This window comes from Brevibacterium daeguense, assembly GCF_021729135.1.
GTDB classification, from domain to species: domain Bacteria; phylum Actinomycetota; class Actinomycetes; order Actinomycetales; family Brevibacteriaceae; genus Brevibacterium; species Brevibacterium daeguense.
The window spans coordinates 46,167-67,226 of sequence record NZ_JAJTWW010000017.1 but is presented as its reverse complement, the minus strand read 5'-3'; the positions used below and the strand labels follow the sequence as shown (position 1 = coordinate 67,226).

At 64.7% G+C, this 21,060-nt stretch carries 16 protein-coding genes; 5 read left to right on the top strand and 11 right to left on the bottom strand.

What is annotated here, in order from left to right:
• Positions 1–49: 49 nt before the first annotated feature.
• From LXN01_RS13175 to LXN01_RS13135, 9 genes are all read right to left on the bottom strand, one after another.
• Entirely contained in the window at positions 50–1,489 is a 1,440-nt protein-coding gene (locus LXN01_RS13175) for an aldehyde dehydrogenase family protein (protein WP_236865866.1), read from the bottom strand.
• A 90-nt stretch (positions 1,490–1,579) separates the two neighbouring features.
• Positions 1,580–2,980 carry an APC family permease gene (locus LXN01_RS13170; protein WP_236865865.1) on the bottom strand — a complete coding sequence of 467 codons (1,401 nt, stop codon included), beginning with the start codon at positions 2,978–2,980 and terminating at the stop codon, positions 1,580–1,582.
• A gap of 153 nt (positions 2,981–3,133) precedes the next feature.
• Complete coding sequence (locus LXN01_RS13165; RefSeq protein ID WP_236865864.1) at positions 3,134–3,832, bottom strand: cache domain-containing protein; 699 nt, start codon at positions 3,830–3,832, stop codon at positions 3,134–3,136.
• A complete protein-coding gene (locus LXN01_RS13160) occupies positions 3,829–4,626 on the bottom strand; it encodes a FadR/GntR family transcriptional regulator (protein WP_236865863.1) in 798 nt (265 codons plus the stop codon). The genes LXN01_RS13165 and LXN01_RS13160 overlap by 4 nt, the downstream gene beginning before the upstream one ends.
• A gap of 63 nt (positions 4,627–4,689) precedes the next feature.
• Positions 4,690–5,286: a hypothetical protein gene (locus LXN01_RS13155; RefSeq protein WP_236865862.1), complete on the bottom strand. Its 597-nt coding sequence runs from the start codon at positions 5,284–5,286 to the stop codon at positions 4,690–4,692.
• A gap of 30 nt (positions 5,287–5,316) precedes the next feature.
• Entirely contained in the window at positions 5,317–7,338 is a 2,022-nt protein-coding gene (locus LXN01_RS13150; protein WP_236865861.1) for a primary-amine oxidase, read from the bottom strand.
• Between the two features lie 275 nt (positions 7,339–7,613).
• Complete coding sequence (dnaB, locus tag LXN01_RS13145) at positions 7,614–8,963, bottom strand: replicative DNA helicase (protein WP_236865860.1); 1,350 nt, start codon at positions 8,961–8,963, stop codon at positions 7,614–7,616.
• A gap of 289 nt (positions 8,964–9,252) precedes the next feature.
• Positions 9,253–9,870, bottom strand: coding sequence for a DUF2332 family protein (locus LXN01_RS16425; RefSeq protein ID WP_236865859.1), 618 nt, complete (start codon positions 9,868–9,870; stop codon positions 9,253–9,255).
• 49 nt (positions 9,871–9,919) lie between these two features.
• The gene (locus tag LXN01_RS13135; protein ID WP_236865858.1) at positions 9,920–11,305 is read right to left on the bottom strand and encodes an MFS transporter; all 1,386 of its coding nucleotides are present in this window, start codon (positions 11,303–11,305) and stop codon (positions 9,920–9,922) included.
• 213 nt (positions 11,306–11,518) lie between these two features.
• Between LXN01_RS13135 and LXN01_RS13130 the strand changes: the two genes are divergently transcribed.
• Together LXN01_RS13130 and pabB are read left to right on the top strand one after the other, a co-directional pair.
• On the top strand, positions 11,519–12,376 hold the full coding sequence (locus tag LXN01_RS13130; RefSeq protein ID WP_236865857.1) for an aminotransferase class IV: 858 nt from the start codon (positions 11,519–11,521) through the stop codon (positions 12,374–12,376).
• On the top strand, positions 12,373–14,601 hold the full coding sequence (pabB, locus tag LXN01_RS16420) for an aminodeoxychorismate synthase component I (protein ID WP_236865856.1): 2,229 nt from the start codon (positions 12,373–12,375) through the stop codon (positions 14,599–14,601). The genes LXN01_RS13130 and pabB overlap by 4 nt, the downstream gene beginning before the upstream one ends.
• Positions 14,602–14,626: 25 nt before the next feature.
• Here the strand turns inward: pabB and LXN01_RS13120 are convergent, their stop codons facing one another.
• On the bottom strand, positions 14,627–15,445 hold the full coding sequence (locus LXN01_RS13120; protein WP_236865855.1) for a MerR family transcriptional regulator: 819 nt from the start codon (positions 15,443–15,445) through the stop codon (positions 14,627–14,629).
• Positions 15,446–15,611: 166 nt separating this feature from the next.
• Here LXN01_RS13120 and LXN01_RS13115 point away from each other — a divergent pair, with 166 nt between their 5' ends.
• The 3 genes from LXN01_RS13115 (at position 15,612) to LXN01_RS13105 (ending at position 19,237) form a co-directional block, all read left to right on the top strand.
• The gene (locus tag LXN01_RS13115; protein WP_236865854.1) at positions 15,612–17,042 is read left to right on the top strand and encodes an MFS transporter; all 1,431 of its coding nucleotides are present in this window, start codon (positions 15,612–15,614) and stop codon (positions 17,040–17,042) included.
• A gap of 44 nt (positions 17,043–17,086) precedes the next feature.
• Positions 17,087–17,995 (top strand): endonuclease/exonuclease/phosphatase family protein, encoded by a 909-nt coding sequence (locus LXN01_RS13110; protein ID WP_236865853.1) that lies wholly within the window; start codon positions 17,087–17,089, stop codon positions 17,993–17,995.
• A gap of 99 nt (positions 17,996–18,094) precedes the next feature.
• On the top strand, positions 18,095–19,237 hold the full coding sequence (locus LXN01_RS13105; protein WP_236865852.1) for a serine hydrolase domain-containing protein: 1,143 nt from the start codon (positions 18,095–18,097) through the stop codon (positions 19,235–19,237).
• Positions 19,238–19,320: 83 nt separating this feature from the next.
• Here LXN01_RS13105 and LXN01_RS13100 read toward each other — a convergent pair whose 3' ends face one another.
• Positions 19,321–21,018 (bottom strand): DUF445 domain-containing protein, encoded by a 1,698-nt coding sequence (locus LXN01_RS13100; RefSeq protein ID WP_236865851.1) that lies wholly within the window; start codon positions 21,016–21,018, stop codon positions 19,321–19,323.
• Between the last annotated feature and the right edge of the window lie 42 nt (positions 21,019–21,060).

Sequence of the window (21,060 nt, the reverse complement as noted above, 5' to 3'; positions counted from 1 at the left end):
ACCACCTCACCAGCCCCGACCCATGAAAGATCGAGGCTAGAGCGTTTCCCTACGAAATATCCAGTACGACGGATTTCGCGATAGTGAACTCGTTGAGGGCGAAGCGTCCTCCAAGACGGCCCCGACCCGATCTGCGCCCTGGCGCACCTCCAAACGCAATGTTGAGCTCCCAGTAGTTGCTTGAGTCGTTGACCACCACGAGCCCTGCCGGCAACTGCTCGGCTACCTGGTAGGCACGGCTAAGACTCTCTGTGAAAACCGCGGCGACCAAGCCGTACTCACCTTCTTTGGCGGCGGCGACGAGTTCCTCGTCGCTAGAACAACGAGTGATCGGCACGACGGGACCAAACGTTTCCTCAGTATGGATGTCGGCTGCGGGTTGTACATCAGCCAGCACCGTCGGCATGAAATAGTTGCCGCTACGCTCAAGACTCTTGCCACCAGCAACTTTGTGAGCCCCCTGTGAAAGAGCTTCATCGACTAGCCCCTGAACGCGTCTGAGGCCTTCCGGAAGATGGAGCGGGCCGAGATTTGAGGTCGAATCGGCAGGATCTCCGATTACTAGCTCGTCCGCGTGTTTTCCGATCCGATCAGCGAGTTGGTCGGCAATGGAGTCTGCAGCGAGAACTCGACCGGCCGCGCTACAGACTTGACCACCGTTCCAGAAACCGGCGGAAGCGATCGCCGCTGCAGCTCTGTCAAGATCAGCGTCATCGAACACGAGCACTGAAGTATTACCACCAAGCTCAAGCACCAGATGCTTATCCCAGCAGGCCTGCTCAATCGCGCGTCCGGCCTGCGAACCTCCAGTAAAGCCAACTGCGTCAATCCCGGGATGAGTGGTTAGGTGTTGAGCTACAGCGAGTTCATCAGTGAGAATGAGTTGCAGTAATTGCTCTGGCAGATCAGACCCACGTAGTACCTCATGAAATATCGCAGCTACTCTCGCGGTTGTCGGAGCAGGTTTCCATACGACAGCGTTTCCAGTCGACAAGGCGGGTCCGAGATACTCGACAGGAATGTTGAGCGGAAAGTTCCAAGGGGTTATGACTGCCCACACGCCGATCGGTTCCCGGGTGACGCTGATCCGCTTGTTGGGATCCCGCAACCGCGGTGTCTCTCCTGGATCGCCCATAAGCGTCTCCGCTGCGACTCGAAACCCGCTCGCCGCTGAGCGGACTTCAGCTAATGCATCAGAAAAGGGTTTGCCGTGTTCCTCAGAAAGGGCCGTTGCAAGCCTTTCTTCGTGGGCGAGAACTTGTGAGGCCGCGGAGTAGCACCAATCCGCACGTACTCCTGGTGCTGTTCGGCGAAATTTTTCGAAGGCGCGACGAGCGGCTCCAATTGCTATTTCGACGTCCGCAGTAGCCGCAGATTGAATTTCGCCGATTCGTTCATTCGACGCAGGATTAATGACTGGATAAGTGCGATCGGATGAGCGCTTCTCGCCGTCGATCCATGAACAGAATGACTTCGTTGTTGCTAACACAGGATTACCCTCCTTTGGAACGAATTAGCTAGACTATTCGTTGAAGTTTGAATGGCGAGAGATGAGCTCCAAGAGATGCCGTCGCAAACGCTAGGCGTTAGCATCGCCTGCTCGCATATCGATTTTCGCCGACTTCACGGCGTCGGGGTCGGCGGCTTCGAGCGCGTTGGCGCTGAGCTCAGGGGTCGGACGCGTGAATCCTCTTGTCAGGACAATCAAGTAGATGAAGCCCAAGACCATCCATGAGCCTCCCACTAGCTTTGCGAGGCCATCGAGATTGAGCAGCAGGTAGATATCAATAACTGCGCCGATCGCAGGGAGTACAACGTAGACGGCCGGGTTGAGCCGCTCCTGTGATCGATTACGGATGAAGTAGGCGATAACGGCAACGTTCACCATTGTGAAACCGACGAAGGCGCCAAAATTGATGAAAGACGTCGACGTGCTGAGCGACAGAAAGATTGCTATGAGTCCAATGCCACCACAGAATAGGATGTTGTTGACTGGAGTCAGGAACCGTGGCGACAGACGTCCAAAGAAACTCTTAGGGAATACGCCGTCCCGTCCCATCGCATAAAGCAGTCGAGCTGAGCTTGCCTGAGCGGCGATGCCGGCGTTGAACTGTTGCGCCACCAGTGCGGTGAGGAAGAAGGCTGCGAAGACATGGCCGCCGATCGTCAGAGCCACTTCTGACCCAGCCGCCTCTGCATACTCGGATCCGGCGGGCAGAATTATTCCCATCAAGAATGCGGTGATCACAAAAATCACACCACCAAAAAGTGCGACGAGCACAAGGCCAAGAGGTATAGTTCGCTGCGCGTTCTTTGTCTCCTCGGCCAAAGTGGTTACAGCGTCGTAACCAAGGAAAACGTAGGCCGCTATTGCCGCACCGCTGGCGATCGGCCCGATTTCCTGATGCACTCCTATGAACGGCTCCATCGTCAGAAATGCTCCAGCGCCACCCTCCTGGACGATGTGGTTGATCGAAAGAATGAAGTAGAGCGCGAGAATCACAACCTGGAAGGAAATCACGACCATGTTGGCCCTGTCGGCCACCTTGATGCCGATGATGTTGATTGCGGTGGTGGCTGCGATGAAAATTATCAGCCAGACGGCGCGAGGGATATCAGGAAACTGGGCGTAGAGATACTCAGCGCCGACCAACCAGATCACAAGCGGAATGAATACATAGTCCAGTAAGAGCACCCAGCCAGTCATGAAGCCGGAGCGGGGCCCGACAGTCTTGCGGACATACGTGTAGCCAGAGCCTGAGGCGGGAAAGTGGCGGGCCATACGTGCATAACTGAGTGCGGTGAAGAGGACAGCGACGGTAGCTAGAAACATTGCGCCCGCCGCAGCGCCATCGCTCGCTGCTGCGATCACGCCGAACATGCCGATCATGATTAGCGGCCCCATGTACGCAAGACCGAAAAGCACAATCGATGGCAGGCCGAGAGTTTTCTTGAGATGAACTTCGGTTTGAGTCGTCATTTGGGCCACATCCGTAGCTAATAGGGTCCCCCGCATGCTCCTCTTTGAGGATGCGGTGAAGTCAGGCTATTCCCCTGTCGCGTCATTTGCAATAGGCGTTACTGTTAACGGTTTAAAGACTGAGGCTCCCGAACCGAGTTCTACTGCCCGGACTCAATCCGCTGCTATGAGGCGCCAGCTCGAGTCAATGGCGGTGGTTGGGATGAGAACTGTGAACTGCCAGGGTTTGGGCAGCTCCCCAGTGACAGCAACCTTCGCCGAGTTGGTGGCAATGACCTTTCCGGTCTTGCTCAGGAGTGCGATGGCCGGCTCAAGGGGTCCGAGAGAAGTCAGCAGCAGGTATTCCAACCTTTCAAGCGACAGATCAGCGGCAACAACACTGACGGTGGAGTTCCGACTCGCGGTAGGCATACTGGCGGTAATGATGCGCGCGTCTGTGGCACCAAAGTCCATGTATGGGCCGGCAACGACTGGCCGTCCCTGCTCCGCTGGAGTCTTGAACCAAGCCATGTCGATGTAGTCGTAGAAGTTGATCGAATCTGGATTCAGATCATGGCGAGTGAAGCCCAGCTTTGAACCAGTCCAATGCCAGGATTGCATCCATGCTGGTGCATCAACTAGGACGCCCGGTGCCACTGCCACTCCAGCGCTGATAACGAGTCCGTCGTGTTGCTCAATAATGGACCGGACTAAAGGCTCAAGCTCGTCCAGACTGTCATGTTTGACCATGGACGAGGCCAACAAAGGAGAAGCAGCCCGACGCAACTCGTCTAATGACTGAAAGACGGCATCCAAGTACTGCGCTATCGTCTCCGAGCTCTCAAGGAGGGCAGACTCGAGTGCTTTGCTCACGGTGTCCTCGTTTCGTTTGTCACGAGTTTCAGGTGGCGCTCGACGGCAAGGATTTGCTCCGACTCGAAATGCACCGCACCCAACGAGTCCGCTAACTCAACGTCACCTGCGGCAATCGCGGCAATTATGGCCTCATGTTCCTCATATGCTTCGAGTTTGCGGGACGATATCTCTTCAGAGTGCCAGGATATCGGGGCGACGTCCGTCTGTATGCGCACGAGGAGAGAAGTGATCTGCCGTGACTGAGCGGCGACGCCGAGGCTGATGTGGAAGCGACCGTCGGCTCGGCGCAGTCCCGGGCTGTCTACCTCGGAGAGGAACTGTGCGTTCCGGGACCGCATCCAGCTCACGTCTTGCTCGTCGGCACGCATTGCACCAAGTCGCGCCGCCCCGCGTGCGATAGTAGCGGCAACGTCGAAAAGGTCCTTGAGGTCATCGGTGCTGATACAGCCCAGGCGCTCATCGATATCCTCGTCGAGAATTTCGACCTGACCGCTGATAATGCTTCCCCCGCCTCGTCCTCGACGCGTGTCGACCAAACCTTTGTCGCGCAACATATGTAGGCCGTGGCGCAGGGTGAGCGGAGACACGCCGAGGTGCTCCGAAAGGGTGGACTCCGGAGGCAAACGGTCCCCGACGTTGAGTACTCCGACGCTGATCGCCGCTTGGAAGCGTCGCATGATCATCTCAGCTCGGCTCAAAGAGTCGAGAGACTGCGGCACAGCCACCTGCATCATCATTTCGAGCGCCCGATCCGATACCATTCCCATTTCGTCTCGCCGCGGTGCGCCCATGGGGCAAGCATATCGGGGCGACTTCTGCTTTCTCGTAACCGGCTCAGTCTTCAGCGAAGTGGATCACACCTCCACAATCGTGAAGAGCATAACGACGAGCATCGCGGACATCGCCCCGGCCTCAACGGAAAGCAGCAAGCGACAGCGCCACAGGGAGACGCACGCCAGCACAGCAAGAGAAGTTATCAGGAGGATCGTTCCGAGTGGCAGCACAAGCATTAGCAAATCCGTGCCGTGTTGACTATGAGACCCTGCGTGGAATTCGGCACTTCCACCCGTTGAGCCGTGTGTCCCGTGATCGTGGGATAAGGCTAGCCACGCCATCGCCGGATAAGCGAGAGCTACAGAGACCATGACCGGACGGCGAAGCGCGCCGTCACGCCTTAGCGGTCTGCACGGGAGGACCAGATCATTCCTCCCTGTGATGACTTCCGTGCACTGGTTCTGAGGCATTCGCAGATCAACACTGAGAAGTAGTCCGCCAAGAATCAGCAGGAACATCCACCAAACCGGCGACAACGCCGCGAGAAAGGCGAGATCGATCATCCCGGCAAACATTAAAGATGCTGCGAGAACTGGTAGCGGCCGCCGTCCAACTAGTGAACCGCTGAAACAGGCCCCGGCGGCCGCGACCATAATCGTACCGGCCAGAGTATTCATTTAAAGACCCTCGCGCCCCGCCCCCTCTTATTACATAGAGCAGCAGGTATCGCCGTCCTGCTTCGCGCGCGAGGAGTCCCCTCCAGACGGGAGGTCCAAAGTGGGATTCTGATCGAGGAAGCTATGTGGCTTGAACCAGAAGCCAGAATAGTCGACTGGCATCACCGGCCAGTCCTCAGTTCGCGGAATGTGCGTGAAACCAAAGCTGTGCCACAAGACTATATCCGTGCCATTGAGACTTCGATCAGCCTCTGTCCACTTAGGTAAGCCGTCCCAGCCCGCGTGCTGGTTAGGGTAGTCGCCTGCAGGATACAGCTCACCCGCGGTGTATTGAGTAGCCCAGAGATGCTTCGTCGCAAAATTCGCCCTGGCATACGCCGTCGAATCGGGCTGCGCCAGCAACGTCGCCTTTCCCTCAGGAATCAGCCAGTATCCAGTGGGTTTGCCGACGTAGTTCTTGCGGTGAGCGCTTCGTACGGACCACACTCGATTCATCTCGTTGTTGGCGAGGCGTTGCGCTTCGGACTCTGTCTTGAGCTGGGTGTCATCCCAGGTGAAAGCATTGCCGAACGGGTTTTCGTGCCCTGTCGGGATTTGTCGCATCTCGATCTCGTGCACGGTGTTGTCTTCTCCGTCGATCGCCACGTCGAGGCGTGCACTAAAGATGTGCTGGTGAACTGGCGTGAACACCCCGGGTGCAACCTCCGTGCCATGAGGATCTTCAGCACCGGGATGGTTGGCGCCGGCGAAAACGATGCCTGTGGCCTTCGCTTCAAATTGGATCGACCCGTCGAGGTAGAAGTACCAGAAAAATCCGTAATCGTAATTACCGACGGTCGCGAAGTAGCTCACCACGAGGCGGCGACTACGGCGCACATCAGGACGACCATGATGGTCGGTGTGTCTCCATTGGATCCCGTAGTCCTCCTCATGCATACAGACAGCTTGCGGGATCTTTCGGGCTTTACAGGAACCATCGGCGACGAATGCGTCGAAATAGTGGATGACGCCTAAGCAATCGCAGCCTAAGGCCAAAGAGTTGGCATTCTGCCCGAGCAAATACTCACCAGCGTCGAAATAGCTAATCCAATAACGCGTATGATGAGTATCCCCGTAGGGAACGATCATTTCCGGGATGCTTGCGCGAGTGAGGACCGGACGGTCCTCGTCCCCGTCCCGGAAACTGACCTGATTGAGCACTAATCCCTCTTTGGCGTTGAACCCAATATGAAGTTTCCAGTTCTCCCACTGGACCTGATTCCCTTCCACGGCGAAGCTGGGACCGTCGGGTTGGGTGATCTCAATCGGTTTCAACGACGAGCGGGCCGGGCCACGTACTTCCAATCCGTAGTTACCGTGCTGAGTCGGAACAGGGACGTTCCCCCGGTCCTCGACTCTGACAACTCTTTGGTCAATAAGGTTCACAAGGACAATCAAACCCTCGACCGGATGAGCCCAGGGATTATCTCCAGGATTGGGGATCAAGTAGGTAAGCGAGCGAACCACACGATGCCCGACTTCATCCTCCCGCCCCGGGAAGAACCCGGGCGCCAGCGGCGTGCAATAACACGTGTCAATGTAATCCTCTAGCCCGCGTCGCTTCATTGCGGCGCGCCAATCGGGAGACGCCTTGACTATCTCGTCCATCCCCATGTACTCCTCTTCGAGGATCTGAGGCTGGCCGTATGGTTCTTCTCGGGTAGGAAGTACCTTGTAATCCTCAACCTTGGAACGACTGATGCCCACTATGGCCTCGGCAGCGTTTCCGGAGGTCCGATCGAGCAGAGTGACAAGGGCACGGCGGTCAGTTCGGTCACCATGACGCCATCGTGCGACTGCTTCCTTCGGAGGATCGAGAGGCAGTAAAGCAGCGACGCGGACATGCTCAGTCAGGTAACCCGCACCAACGAGGACCGCACGAGTTTTTTCGATCTCATCTTCAGTCAACGGATCTAGGGGATGGATCGCATCAACAGGAGTGCTCACCCTCTTGCCGTGAGTATGGGTCCGATCGGGGGACAGGCCGGAGTTCATCAAGGGTGACAGGCTCATCGCAGTTCCTCACTACTCTGTGGAGAATCGATTCCAGTGACCTCACCATAGTCGGACGCCGCGAACAAAGCAATAGACGTTACTGTTAACGTTTTACGGCATTGCCATCGCCCCTCCAGACCTCACAGTCGTAATGGCACGAGACGTCACTGCGAAGCCCGCCGCAACGTTGCCGGCGCGCGAGGACGCAGGTCAAATGCTTAGATATTGAAGACGGGAAAAAGATGTTTCGCGGTTTCTGAACAAAGTAGTAGACATCGCTACACGCGCGCCCTCTACCGCGGCATGTTCGCGAACCGGGACCGCGCACCCTGGAACGCGACCTTGATCTCGCCGGTCGGGCCGTTGCGGTGCTTGGCCACGATGATGTCGGCCTCACCGGCGTGCGGGGACTCCTTGTCGTACATGTCCTCACGGTGGATCAGCAGCACCATATCCGCGTCCTGCTCGATCGAGCCGGATTCGCGCAGATCAGAGATCATCGGCCGCTTGTCCGTGCGCTGCTCGGAGGAGCGATTGAGCTGCGAGAGCGCGATCACCGGCACCTCGAGCTCCTTGGCCAGCAGCTTGAGCGAGCGCGAGAACTCCGAGACCTCCTGCTGACGGGACTCCACCCGCTTGCCCGAGCTCATCAGCTGCAGGTAGTCGATGACGACCATCTGCAGGTTGTGCTGCTGCTTGAGCCGGCGGCACTTGGCGCGGATCTCCGTCAGCGCCATGTTCGGGGAGTCGTCGATGAACAGCGGCGCCTCGTTGATCCGGGCCATCGTCGCCGCCAGCGTCGTCCAGTCCTGCGGGGTCAGCTCGCCGCGGCGCAGGTCCTGCAGCTTGATGCTCGACTCCGCGCTCAGCAGGCGCATCGACAGCTCCAGCCGACCCATCTCCAGCGAGAAGATCACGGTGGTCTGGTCGCTCGCGATCGCCGCCGAACGCACCATGTCCAGCGCCAGCGTCGACTTGCCCACGCCGGGACGTGCCGCGATGACGATCATCTGCCCCGGGTGAAGGCCATTGGTCAGCTCGTCGAACTCGACGAAGCCGGTGGGCACACCGGTCGTATCGCCGCCGTGCTCGCCGGAGCGTTCGATCTCCGCCGCCGTGTCCTCGATGATCTCCGACAGCCGGACATAGTCCTCCGCCGCGCGGCGCTCGGTGACCTGGTAGATCTCCGACTGCGCGCGGTTGACCAGGTCGTCGGTGTCGCCCTGGGCGTCGTAGCCCATCTGCACGATCCGCGTGCCGGCCTCCACGAGCTTGCGCAGCAGCGCCCGCTCGCGCACGATGTTCGCGTAGAACCCGGCGTTGGCAGCGGTGGGCACCGAGGAGATCAAGGTGTGCAGGTACGCCGCGCCGCCGATCCGGGCGAGGTCCCCGGACTTGGACAGCGCATTGGCGACGGTGACGGCGTCGGCGGGCTCGCCCCGGGCGTAGAGGTCGAGGACGCAGTCATAGATGGTCTCGTGCGCCGGCTTGTAGAAGTCCTCGCCGCGCAGGTTCTCCACGACGTCGGCGATCGCATCCTTGGACAGGAGCATCCCGCCGAGCACGCTCTGCTCGGCCTCCATGTCCTGCGGCGGCGTCCGGAGTCCGCTCTCCGCCTGCTGCCAATCGTTCGCTACGCTCATACCCACCTCGCCAGTCACCGCTTCCGACGATCGCCGGTCACACAGACCCACCACTTTAACGGCACTCTACGGGCACCTGCGGACATGGTCTTCATCAGGCTGCAGACCCGTCGAGCCCACGCGGTGGGTGCCCGTCGGCCACCTGTGGACCGATCACCGTGCCCTGTGAGATCACGCCGAGACGATTCACAGGTTCGGGCCGGAAGCAGAGGTCGAACCATCCCCTTGACGGCCGAGGACGTTGATGTCGTTCTGTCGGTCCTGCCCGAAGCCATCAACGTGGCGCGGTTCAGCCGGCGTCCCCGCCGCCCAGCCACATCAGCCAGCGGCCCTTCGACCAGCAGCGGCCGACCGCCTCGACGTGCAGAGTGCGGTGATCGAACACCGCCAGCCCGATGATGCTGTGACCCGAGGCGCGGCGATCACCGAGCGTCGGCACTGCCGGTGCGACGCCGACACCCTCGACCGACACCCACGCCACAGGCCGTTCGGCCCCTGCATCCACGAGGCGATGCAGGAAGCCCAGGCGCCCTTCGAGAGTCCACCGGGAGAGCGCCCAGGTCGTGATGACCACGGGCAGCCCGTGCTCCGGAACTTTACCGATGGCCGCACGCAACTGCTCCACAACGATTTCGATCCTGGCGACGACCTCGGGAATCGCCCGTGCCGGAACCGGCTGGTCTCCCACCACCGTCGCGGACACCTGCAGCGGCGAGGACGGATGCCCCAGGGACAGACCAGTGCTGTAGGTGACGAGCGCTCGGTCGACATCGAGATTCGACCCGCCCACACCATCCACATCGATCAGCCCGACCGCGTCCGCTCCCACCCGGCGGGACACCTCGGCGATGGCCGGGTAGAGCACGGCGAGAGCGGACACGGGCACGGACGCGGGCCGATCAGTCACTCATGAAGCCCAATCAGCCATCCGGATGCTCAAGCGTCCGCCCCGAGCCTCACTCGACAGCCCGGCCCGAGGCGCTCGCCGCCTCGGGGGCGTCGGGTCGCGGTGCCGCCTTGAGGATGAGGGTGACGATTCCGGCGGCGACCATGGTGCCGCCCACCACCCACATCCCCGCGTTCTGCGTGCCGGTCGCCTCTGCCAGCCAGCCGGTCACATAGGGCGCGAAGAAGCCGGCGGAGTTGCCCAGCGAGTTGATCAGGGCGATCCCGGCAGCCGCTCCGGCTCCGGCGAGGAACGCCTGCGGCAGGGGCCAGAAGGTGGGCAGGGTCGCACAGATCGCCATCGCGCAGATCGTCACGGCGATCATCGTGGTGAACGGGGAGTTGAGGTACAGCGCGACCGGGATGGCGGCGCCGCCGATGAACAGCGGCAGGGCCACGTGCCACACGCGCTCACCGGTCTTGTCACCGTGCCGGGACCAGAAGTACATCGCGAAGGCGCCGAACGCGTAGGGGATCGCGGTGATGAAGCCGACCTCGAGCAGCGTGTACTCGACGCCGAACGTCTCCTGGAAGCCCGCGATGATGGTCGGCAGGAAGAAGCTCAGCGCGTACAGCCCGTAGACGGCGCCGAAGTAGACGAAGGCGAGCGCCCACACGCGCGGGTTCAGCAGGGAGCGCTTCACCGGGTAGTGGTAGGTCTGGGCGGTCGAGGCCTCCTCCGCCTCCATCTTCAGGGCCAGCCATTCCCGCTCCTCCGGCTCCAGCCACTTGGCGTCCCGCGGCCGGTCGGTGAGGTAGAAGATGCACACGATGCCCAGGATGATCGCCGGGATGCCCTCGATGAGGAACATGAAGCGCCAGCCGGCGAAGTTCTCGAAGACGGAGTTGCCGCTCTCGATCAGCCACGAGGACAGTGGCGCCCCGATGACGTTGGACAGCGGGATCGCGAGCATGAACAGCGCGGTTGCGCGGGCCCGGGTGCTGGTGGGGAACCAGTAGGTGAGGTAGAGGATGATGCCGGGGAAGAAGCCGGCCTCGGCCACGCCCAGCAGGAACCGGAGCACGTACAGCCAGAACGGGCTGGGCACGAAGGCCATGAGTGAGGCGACTGCACCCCAGCTGATGAGGATCCGGGCCAGCCACCGGCGAGCACCGAATCGGTGCAACGCGAGGTTCGACGGCACCTCGAGCAGCAGGTAGCCGAAGAAGAAGATGCCGGCGGCGAATCCGAACTGGGTTGCGGTCATGCCCAGGTCCTCGTTCATGCCGCCCGGACCAGCGATCCCGAGGTTCGTCCGGTCGAGGTAGTTGATGAAGTACATGAGGATGATGAAGGGGATGAGCCGGCGCGTGATCTTCTTCAGCACGCGCTTCTCGATCGCCGAGTCCGCAGCTGGGGCTGATCCGGAGTGCGGACCGGAGTGGGAAGTAGTCATGGCGTCTCCTGGCGAGCACATCCGAGAGATGTGCGACTGCGAGCTGAGGCGGACGGCAGCGGCAGTGCGCCGTTCGGCTCAGGCCGGATTCGTGTACGGGCAGATGCATAGTAGCACCGGCGAGCGCGTTTCCGAACGCGAATCCTCCGCGATTCGAACGAGGTTCGGGGCCCTACTATGAGGCGATGAGAAGGCGGAGGTGGGCCAGTGGCGGTGCATGATTCTTTCCTGGTGCGTGCAGGTCGCGTGCTCGCCCTCGACGCGCACATCTCGCGGATGGCCGCGGCGATCGGCTGGGAGCGGGGACGGGTCGGGTCCGAGTATGCCGAACTGCTGCTGGCGGTGGAGGCGGAGCGGGATTCCGAGGAGCATGCGGGCACAGCGGACCGCGTTCCCGAGGAGCATGCGGGCACAGCGGACCGCGTTCCCGAGGCGCCCGGCTGGTTCTTCCCGCTCGTCACCTTCGATGACGGGGCCCTGGCCTTCCAGCTGCGTCCCTTCGAGCCGCACGCGCTGCGCACCGACGCATCCCTGTGGACCTGCGCCGAACCCGACACCCGCACAGCTCCGACGCTCAAAGGCCCCGACTTCCCGCTGCAGCACCACTGGCGCGCCCAGGCGCAGCGGGCCGGCGCCGACGAAGCCGTTCTCGTGGACCGCGACGGGTTCGTGCGGGAGGGCGCGTTCAGCAGCATCGTGCACTGGCGCGCCGGCGCGCTCTGCGTCGCCGCCACGCAGGAGCGGCTGCCGAGCGTCACCGAAGCCGCCGTCACCCGGGCGGTGCAGGCAGACGGCATCCCGGTCACCCGGTGCGACGCTCGAGTCGACGAGATCCGCTCGGCGGACGAGGTGTGGATCCTCAGCTCGCTGCACGGGATCCGGGTCGTGCACACCTGGGACGGCAAGCCGGTGCCTGCTCAGGGCCGCGCCCGGCGGTACCGCGAGCGGCTGCTCGCGATGGAGCGGGCCGCCTCGGCGTGGCTGGCGGACCTGGAAGGCGGAACTGCCGGCGGGAGCGGCGGCCCGATGATGACGAACCGCGATCGCCTCGGGAAAGAGGCGGCCGGGTGAGCCGCCCACGCCCCGGCGAGGTCCTCATCGTCGACAACTACGACTCCTTCACCCACAACCTCGCGCACATGGTCGCGCAGCTGATCGGTCGGCCCCCGACCGTGGTGCCCAATGACGCGGATTTCGGCAGCATCGAGCTGCATCGGTTCTCCCACGTCATCCTCTCCCCGGGGCCGGGCAGCCCGCTCGTGCCGGAGGACGTCGGGATCTGCTCGCGAGCGCTGGAGGAGGCCGAGGTGCCAGTGCTCGGCGTGTGCCTGGGCCACCAGCTGATCGCGGCCAGGGCCGGCGCGGTGGTCGCGGCGGCGCCGGAACCCGTGCACGGTCGGGTCGCGGTGATCGATCACTACGGCGACGAGCTGTTCGCCGGCGTGCCCGCACAGTTCGACGCGGTCCGGTACCACTCGCTGGCGGTCGCCGAGGTGCCGGACGAGCTCGAGGTCACGGCCCGCTCGTCCGACGGCGTGATCATGGGGGTGCGCCACCCGAGGCGCCCGCACTGGGGAGTCCAGTTCCACCCGGAGTCGGTCCTGAGCCGCTCCGGCCATCGCATCCTGGCGAACTTCCTTGCGGTGGAGGCGGGTTCGGGCGGTGCCTGGGTCCCGGAGCATCCGGTCCCGGAGGACCCGATCGCGGAGGAGCGGACTGCCCGGCCCCCGCAGACCGATGCGCCGCACGAGTGGTGGATCGACGTGCGCGAGCTCCCCGCGTCCGTGGCTCCCGAGCAGTCCTACGCCGTCCTGTACGAGCACGACGACACCAGCTTCTGGCTGGACAGCAGCGATGTGCAAGGCGCCTCCCTGCCGGAGCCGGGCCGGCGGTCGACGATGAGCGTGATGGGCTCCTGCGAGGGAGTGCTCTCCCACGTGCTGACCTACCGTGCGGGCAGCGGAACGACTCTGCGCACCTCCGCTGCCGGAGCCACCCGGGTGTGCGACGGCGACATCCTCGAGGTCATGGAGCGCGAGCTCGCGCCATTCCAGCGCATGACTCCGCCCGACCAGCCGATCGACTTCCACCTGGGCTACGTGGGATACCTGGGGTACGGCCTCAAGGCCGACACCGAGGGCGTCCCCGACCCGGATCCGTCCGAGCCGCCCGACTGCCGGCTGGTCTTCGCCGAGCGCGCCATCGTGTTCGATCACCGTGACGGGCGCTGCCTGCTCCTGGCTTTGCGCAGCACCGACCCCGGCCATCCGGTCAGCAGCGCCTCGCAGGTGTGGATGGACGACACCGAGCAGGCGCTGCTCGCCGCCGCGGCGCTGACTTCTCCCGCGGTGCTGACCTCTCCCGCACCGGGCTCCGCCGGCCAGGCCCTGGACGCCGCCGCCTCGGCACCCCTTCCCGACACCGCCACGATCGAGACCAGCTTCCTCGCCCGCCACGACAAGCAGCACTACCTGGACCTGATCCGCCGCTGCCAGGAGCTGATCCGTGCGGGCGAGACCTACGAGGTCTGCCTGACGAACATGCTCGAATTCCCACAGGGCCTGTCTCCGCTGCCCACCTACCTGCGCCTCCGCGCAGCGGCCCGTGTCCCCTACGGTGCTCTCCTGAGGTGCGGCAGCTTCTCGGTGCTCAGCGCCTCCCCCGAATGCTTCCTGCGCGTCGACGCCGACGGCTGGGTGGAGACCCGCCCGATCAAGGGCACTCGACCGCGGGGACTGACGGGCGTCCAGGACGCGGAGCTCATGGCCGAGCTGACCAGCAGCGAGAAGGACCGCGCCGAGAACCTCATGATCGTCGACCTCGCACGCAATGATCTCAGCCGAGTGTGCGAACACGGGTCGGTGCACGTTCCCGCCCTCTTCCACGTCGAGTCATTCCCCTCCGTGCACCAGCTCATCAGCACCGTCCGCGGCCGCCTCCGGCCGCAGCGCACCGGATTCGACGCGATCCGCGCCGCCTTCCCCGGCGGCTCCATGACGGGAGCACCCAAGCGGCGGACGCTGCGGATCATCGACGACCTGGAGGACGGTCCCCGCGGCGTCTACTCGGGGGCGCTCGGCTGGATCTCGCTGAGCGGCGCGCTCGAGCTCAGCGTCGTGATCCGGACCGCCGTCGTCACCGAGGATCGGGCGACCTTCGGGGTCGGCGGAGCGATCACGGCGCTGTCCGATCCGGAGGAGGAGTACGAGGAGACGCTCGTCAAGGCCCGCACCATCGCCTCGGCCCTGCTCGCCGACGACCGGGCACCCAGCGGGACCGCCGAGCCCTCGGCCTAGCGGGCCTGACCACGCCCACTCCCGCTCACTCCCATTCCGCGCGCGCCGGGTCGACCCCATGCGCCTCGGCGTTCGCGTCGATGATCGCCTTGAGCCACGTGGCCAGGCCCGCCTCCCGGTCGTCGTAGTGCGCGGTGAAGCGAGGATCGTCGACATAGTTGCGTGCCATGAGCACCTGCTTGGAGCGGCTCACCTCGAACCAGCGGCCGATCGCGGCCCGGTGCTGCTCGGCCAGCCGATTCGCCGCCTCGGTGCCGGGCTGGACGCCGCCCCGTTTGGCCTCGGCGAGTGCCGCCTCGAGCGCCTCGAGGTCGCGCTTGGCCTGGTCCCATTCTGCCGGGGACAGCTGCTTCGCGCGCTCCTGGGACCGGGCCCATTCCTCCGTGTGCCCGTAGCGGTCCTTCGCCTCCTCGTGGTAGGGATCGTGCCACTCGGAGCCGAAGCTGCGTGCCTGCTCCTCGGGTGTCAGCTCTTCGTTCATCTCTTTCGCCTCCATCATGCGGTTGACTGCAGAGACCAGTTCCTGCAGGCGAGCGATCCGAGAGATGAGCAGTTCGCGCTGCCGGCCGAGGTGGTCGGCGACGTCCGCGGTCGGGTCGTCGAGCACCTCGGCGATCTGTGCCAGGGGCATGCCGATCTCCCGGTACACCAGCACCTGCTGCAGCCGCGCGATGTCGGCGCCGGAATAGAGCCGGTAGCCGGCCCATGTCCGCTCGGACGGCTGCACCAGGGCGATCTCGTCCCAATGGTGCAACGTCCGCACGCTCACTCCCACGAGTTCGGCGGTACGGCCCACGGTCAAGCCGGCGTCCGCCTCGGGAGCGGGATCGCGCTCTCTGCTCATCTGCTCAGTATTGCTCACGCGTCCACAGTCGTCCCTGACGTCGCGTGAGGGTCAAGCACGGAAAGACGAGCATCACCGCGACCGCTCGCTTCCGCCGGATAGGGTACGAAGCGAAGCATCGGTGCTTGAACGAGGAGAACGGTGAACCCGACGACGAGTGCCCACCATGTTCCGTGACGCCGCGGGCAGGGTGCGCAGCCCATGGGCGCTCGTGGCCGTGCTCGGATTCGCCGGGACCAGCGTGTCGTTCATGCAGACCCTGGTGGTGCCCATCCAGAATCACCTGCCGGTGCTTGTCGACGCCTCGCGCAGCTCCACCGCATGGGTCCTCACCGTCGCACTGCTCGCGGCGGCCGTCACCACCCCGATCTCCGGGCGCCTGGGTGACATCATCGGCAAGCGCAAGGTCGCGCTCGCCCTCATGGGTCTGCTGCTCGCCGGCTCCCTGATCGCCGCGCTCTCCCAGGGGCTGGGCTGGCTGCTGGTCGGGCGTGCTCTCCAAGGCGCGAGCATGGGCATCATCGCCGTGGGCATCTCGATCCTCGGCGACCAGCCGGACCCCCGGCAGCGGGTCACCGGGATCGCCTTCATCAGCGCCAGCCTGGGATTCGGCGGCGCGATCGGGCTGCCGCTCAGCGCGTGGATCGTGCAGGTGGGCGACTGGAAGCTCCTCTTCTGGTCCTCGGCGGTGCTGGGAGTGCTGAACTTCGCCCTCATCTGGCTGGTCGTGCCCCGCAGCCGCGACAGTCGCCAGCGCCTCGACATCCCCGGCGCCATCGGTCTGGCGGTGGGTCTGAGCGGGATCCTGATCCCGATCTCGCAGGGCCCGGTCTGGGGATGGACCTCCCCGCTGACCCTGGGCACCTCGTTCGGCGGGGCGGCGGTCCTCGCCCTGTGGGGCCTCTACCAGCTGCGGATCGACGAGCCCATGGTCGACCTGCGTCTGCTGTCCCGGCGACCGCTGCTCCTGGTGAACCTGGGCACGGTGGCCCTCGGGTTCTCCTTCTTCATCTCCGAGGTGGCATTCCTGCAGATCCTGGAGCTGCCCACCGGGACTCAGGCGGGTCTGGGCCTGAGCATGATCACCGCCAGCCTCGCCCTGGTGCCCAGCGCCCTGGCCATGATGGCGGCTGCCCCGCTCGCCGCCCGCCTGACCACCAGGTACGGGGGTCGGGTGGCGACCTGCGTCGGAGCGCTGACCTCCGCCGCCGCGTACGCCTTCACCATCATCTGGCACGACCAGGTCTGGCACCTCATCCTGTCCAGCTCGGTGCTGCTCGCGGGCGTGGCGATCGGCTATGCCGCCATTCCCACGCTCGTCATGGCGGAGGTCCCGCTTGATGCGACCGGCTCCGCCAACGGCGTCAACGCGCTGATGCGCAGCATCGGCACCAGCTCCGGCGCCACCGTGACGGGAATGGTGCTGGCCGCCTCCAGCATCGAGGTCGGCGGCACCGAGATCCCGCAGGCGGGCGGCTTCGTCACGGTCTTCGTGCTCGGGCTCGTCTCCGCGGCGGCGAGCGCGGGACTGATCTGGCTGTCCAAGCCGTCCCGACGGCGCTGGGACGCGGGAAGGCGGGGCGTCGATGGCGGGTGAAGAGCGGTGCACGGCGACGACGACAGCCGGAAGGCACGGCACCGATGAGTGATGCGCTGATCGGGCCCATCCGGCCGCCCGGGCTGCATCTGATGAGCTTCAACATCCGCCGCCCGGTCCCCCATTTCAATCAGCGGCACCCGGACCTGTGGGCGAATCGGAGGCAGTTGGTCCGCCGGCTGCTGGCGAGCGAGCGGCCGACGGTGCTGGGTGTCCAGGAGGCGCTGCCCGAGCAAATCGAGTGGGTGCTCGCTAGCCTCGGGTCCGGCTACCGCTCGCTGGGTCGGGACCACAGCCCCACCGGGTCCTTGTCCGGCACCGGCAGCCCCACCAGAACCAGAACCAGAACCAGAACCGGCACCGGGTCCGGGTTCGACGGCGCCGGCGGGATTCTCGCGGGCGAGGCGACGCCGATCATCTTCGACTCACGCCGCCTCGAGCTCGTCGGCTGGCGCCAGCCGGCGCTCTCCGCCACCCCTCACGTCGCCGGTTCCCGGACCTGGGGCAATCTGTTCCCCCGCGCGGCAGTCGTCGCGCACTTCGTCGACCGGTCGACGGGGAACCGGCTGTGCGTGATCAACACTCACCTCGACCCGCTGTCGCGGCGCTCACAGCTGGAATCGGCGCGCATGCTGCTGCGCCTCGTTAAGGAGCAGGACGATCCGGCGGTCGTGATGGGGGATGCCAACGCCGACATCGGGTCGGCGCCCTACCGGGAGCTCACCGCAGGAGAAGTGCTCCGGGACTCGTGGGCCGTCGCGGAGCACCGGCTCACCGAGGCGTGGGGCACCTTCTCGAACTATCGGGCGCCTCGGGCCGGACGCCGGATCGACTGGATCATGGTGACGGCCGGGATCACCGTGCACGCGGCGGGCATCAACGCGGTGCGGTTCGGCGGTGCGGCAGCTTCCGATCACGAACCGGTGCAGACCGCCGTGACCGTCGGGGCGTGAGGCGCCCGCGGCAGCACAATCTCCTCAACCGGGTTACCGCGCGGTTAGACTCACGACCAAGTGCGGCAATGGAGCCGTACGCACAGATGAGGAGCACGTATGATCTCACCGCTTCAGGGCACCAGCACCGACCGGTTCGCAGGACTTCGCTCCGCATTCGAGGCGAACCTCGAATCCGGGGAGGAGCTCGGCGCTTCCCTTGTCGTCAACGTGGATGGGAAGAATGTCGTCGACCTGTGGGGCGGGTACCAGGACGCCGACCGCACCCTCCCCTGGACGAGCGACACCATCGTCAACGTCTGGTCGACGACGAAAACCGTCACCTACCTGGCAGCGCTCATGCTCGCCGACCAGGGCGAGATCGACCTGCACTCCCCGGTGGAGAAGTACTGGCCGGAGTTCGGCGCCAACGGGAAGAGCGACATCGAGGTCCGTCACCTGCTCGCCCACACCTCCGGCGTGTCGGGGTGGGAGAAGCCCTTCACCGTGGAGGACATGTACGACTGGGAGAAATCGACGGCCGCGCTCGCGGCCCAAGCTCCGTGGTGGAAGCCCGGAACGGCCGGCGGCTATCACTCGCAGAATCAGGGACACCTCATCGGCGAGGTGATCCGGCGGACCACCGGCCTGACGTTCAGGCAGTTCGTCGACGCTGAGATCGCAGGGCCCTTGGGCGCCGACTTCCAGATCGGTGCCCGGCGCGAGGACTGGGACAGAGTCGCCGAGATCGTTCCCCCTCCGCCAAGGAGAGTCGATCTCGCCGCCGTGCCCGCCGACCATCCGATGGTCAAGACGTTCACCGGTCCGGTGGCAGACCCGACCGCCGCCAACACGGAAGCGTGGCGGCGGGCCGACATGGGCGCCACGAACGGCCACGGCAACGCCCGCTCGGTCGCCCGGATGCTGTCGGCCATCTCGCTGGGTGGGGAGGTCGACGGGGTGCGGCTGCTCTCGCAGGACACGATCGACCAGGTGTTCGACGTGCAGGCAACCGGACCAGACCTGGTCCTGGGCGTACCGATCCGTCGCGGAATGGGCTTCGCCCTGGCCGATCCCGAGGCGATGCCGACCCTGCCCGAAGGCCGCATCTGCTACTGGGGCGGCTGGGGCGGATCCGTCATCATCATGGACCTCGACCGGCGAATGACGATCGCCTACATGATGAACAGGATGGGGCCGGGTGTGGTCGGCTCCGGGCGCAGCGAGCAGTACCTGCGCGAGATCTACGGCGCAGTCGGGTAGTGCGAGTCGCTCCCGGTCATCAGTGGGAACCGGGACCGGAGCAGCCCCAGCGGGCGCGCTCCGTCCCGGTCGCCAGCCCACCCTCACATCCACGGGAGCAGGGTCACCGCGTGGATGACCAGGCCGACGAGAGCGCCGATCACGGTGCCGTTGATGCGGATGTACTGCAGGTCCTTGCCGACGTAGAGCTCGATCCGGTCGGACGCCTCCCGGGCGTCCCAGCCGGCGATCGTGTCGGAGATGACGCTGGCGATCTCGGCACCGAACGATTCGGCGAGGTCGCCGGCCATGGTGGCGATCCGTTCATTCATCTGCTCGGCGAACTCGGCGTCGTTGACCATCCGCTCGGAGAACTGGTCGAGCATCGAGCGGATGCGGCCGTGCACCTCGCCGTCGGTATCGAGCACTGCCCCCCGGAGCAGCCGTTTGAGCGACTCCCAGATCTCCAGCACCGAGTGGACGACGCCCTCCTGGCGGAGCAGGTCGTCGAGCACCCCCTCGGCTCGCTCGGAGATCGATGTGTCCTCCTTGAGATTCTCGGCCAGCTCGAGCATCCAGCGGTCGAGCGCCTGTCGGGCCTTGTGGTACGGCTGGTCCCGGACGTCGCCCACCCAGCCGAGGACCTCGCGGCGCAGCCGGTTGGAGACGGTGTCGTTGACGAATCCGGGAACCCAGTCGGGCGCCTTCTGGTGGACGATCTCGTCGATGACCCGCGGATTGTTCGACAGCCAGATGTAGGCCTCGCCGACGACGAGGTCGACGAGGCGGTGGTGGGCGCCGTCCTGCACGATCTCCTGGAGCAGTCGGCCGAGCACCGGTGCCTTGTGCGTGTCGACGAGCTTGGGCACGAGCACGTTGCGGGTCAGTCCTTCGACTGCGTCGTCATCGACCCGACGCAGCACGTATTCCAGGCCCTGGCCGGCGCGCGTGACGACGATCTGCTGGTTCTTCTCCTGCGCCAGCCACGCGCCGGCCCGTTGGGTGAGCCGGGCCTTGCGCAGCTTCGTGGCGACCGTGTGGGACTTGAGGAAGTTCACCGCCACGAAGGTCGACAGGCTCTCGCCCAGCACGTCCTTCTTGCGCGGGATGATCGCCGTGTGGGGGATCTTGAGGCCGAGCGGATGCCGGAACAGCGCGGTCACCGCGAACCAGTCGGCGATCGCGCCGATCATCGCGGCCTCGGAGCCGCGGGCGACAAAGCCCCAGATCCCGGTCAGGTCGGTGAACAGGTGGGTGGCGAGGAAGATCAGCGCGGCGAGGATGAGCAGACCGGTGGCCAGCCGGCGCATCTTCTGCAGGCCCGCCGCCCGGGCGATGTCCTCCGGCGTCGAGGCGAACGCCGGCCCGGAGGACGGCTCGGGGCCGGAGGATCCGGACCCGGACCCGGTCGGCGCCTCGGCCTTGGCGAACTTCGACCCGGACCCCGGAGTCGCCTCGGCGTTGGCGGACTCCGAACCAGCCGCCACCTCGGTCCCGGCGGATCCAGCCGCCGCCTCGGTCCCGGCGGACCACGACCCGGACCCGGCCGCCGGCTCAGGCTCCGGCGGGGCTGCCATCGCGATCGCCGCGGGCCGAGCCTCGGGTTCGGGGGCGGCCGGTCCCGGCTCGACGAACTCCGGTGGGGTCGATCTCGGCTCGACGTACTCGAGCGAGGCCGACCCCGGCCCGGACGGCGTGCCGGGCCGAGGGCTGTTCGACTCCGGTTCAGGCGACTCCGGCTCAGTCGGCTCCGGTTGAGGCGACTCCGGGCGGAAGCTGTCGGAAGACGGGTTCTGACTCATGCTCGCTATTGTTCCAGCCCCGGATGGAGATTTCCCCTGCTG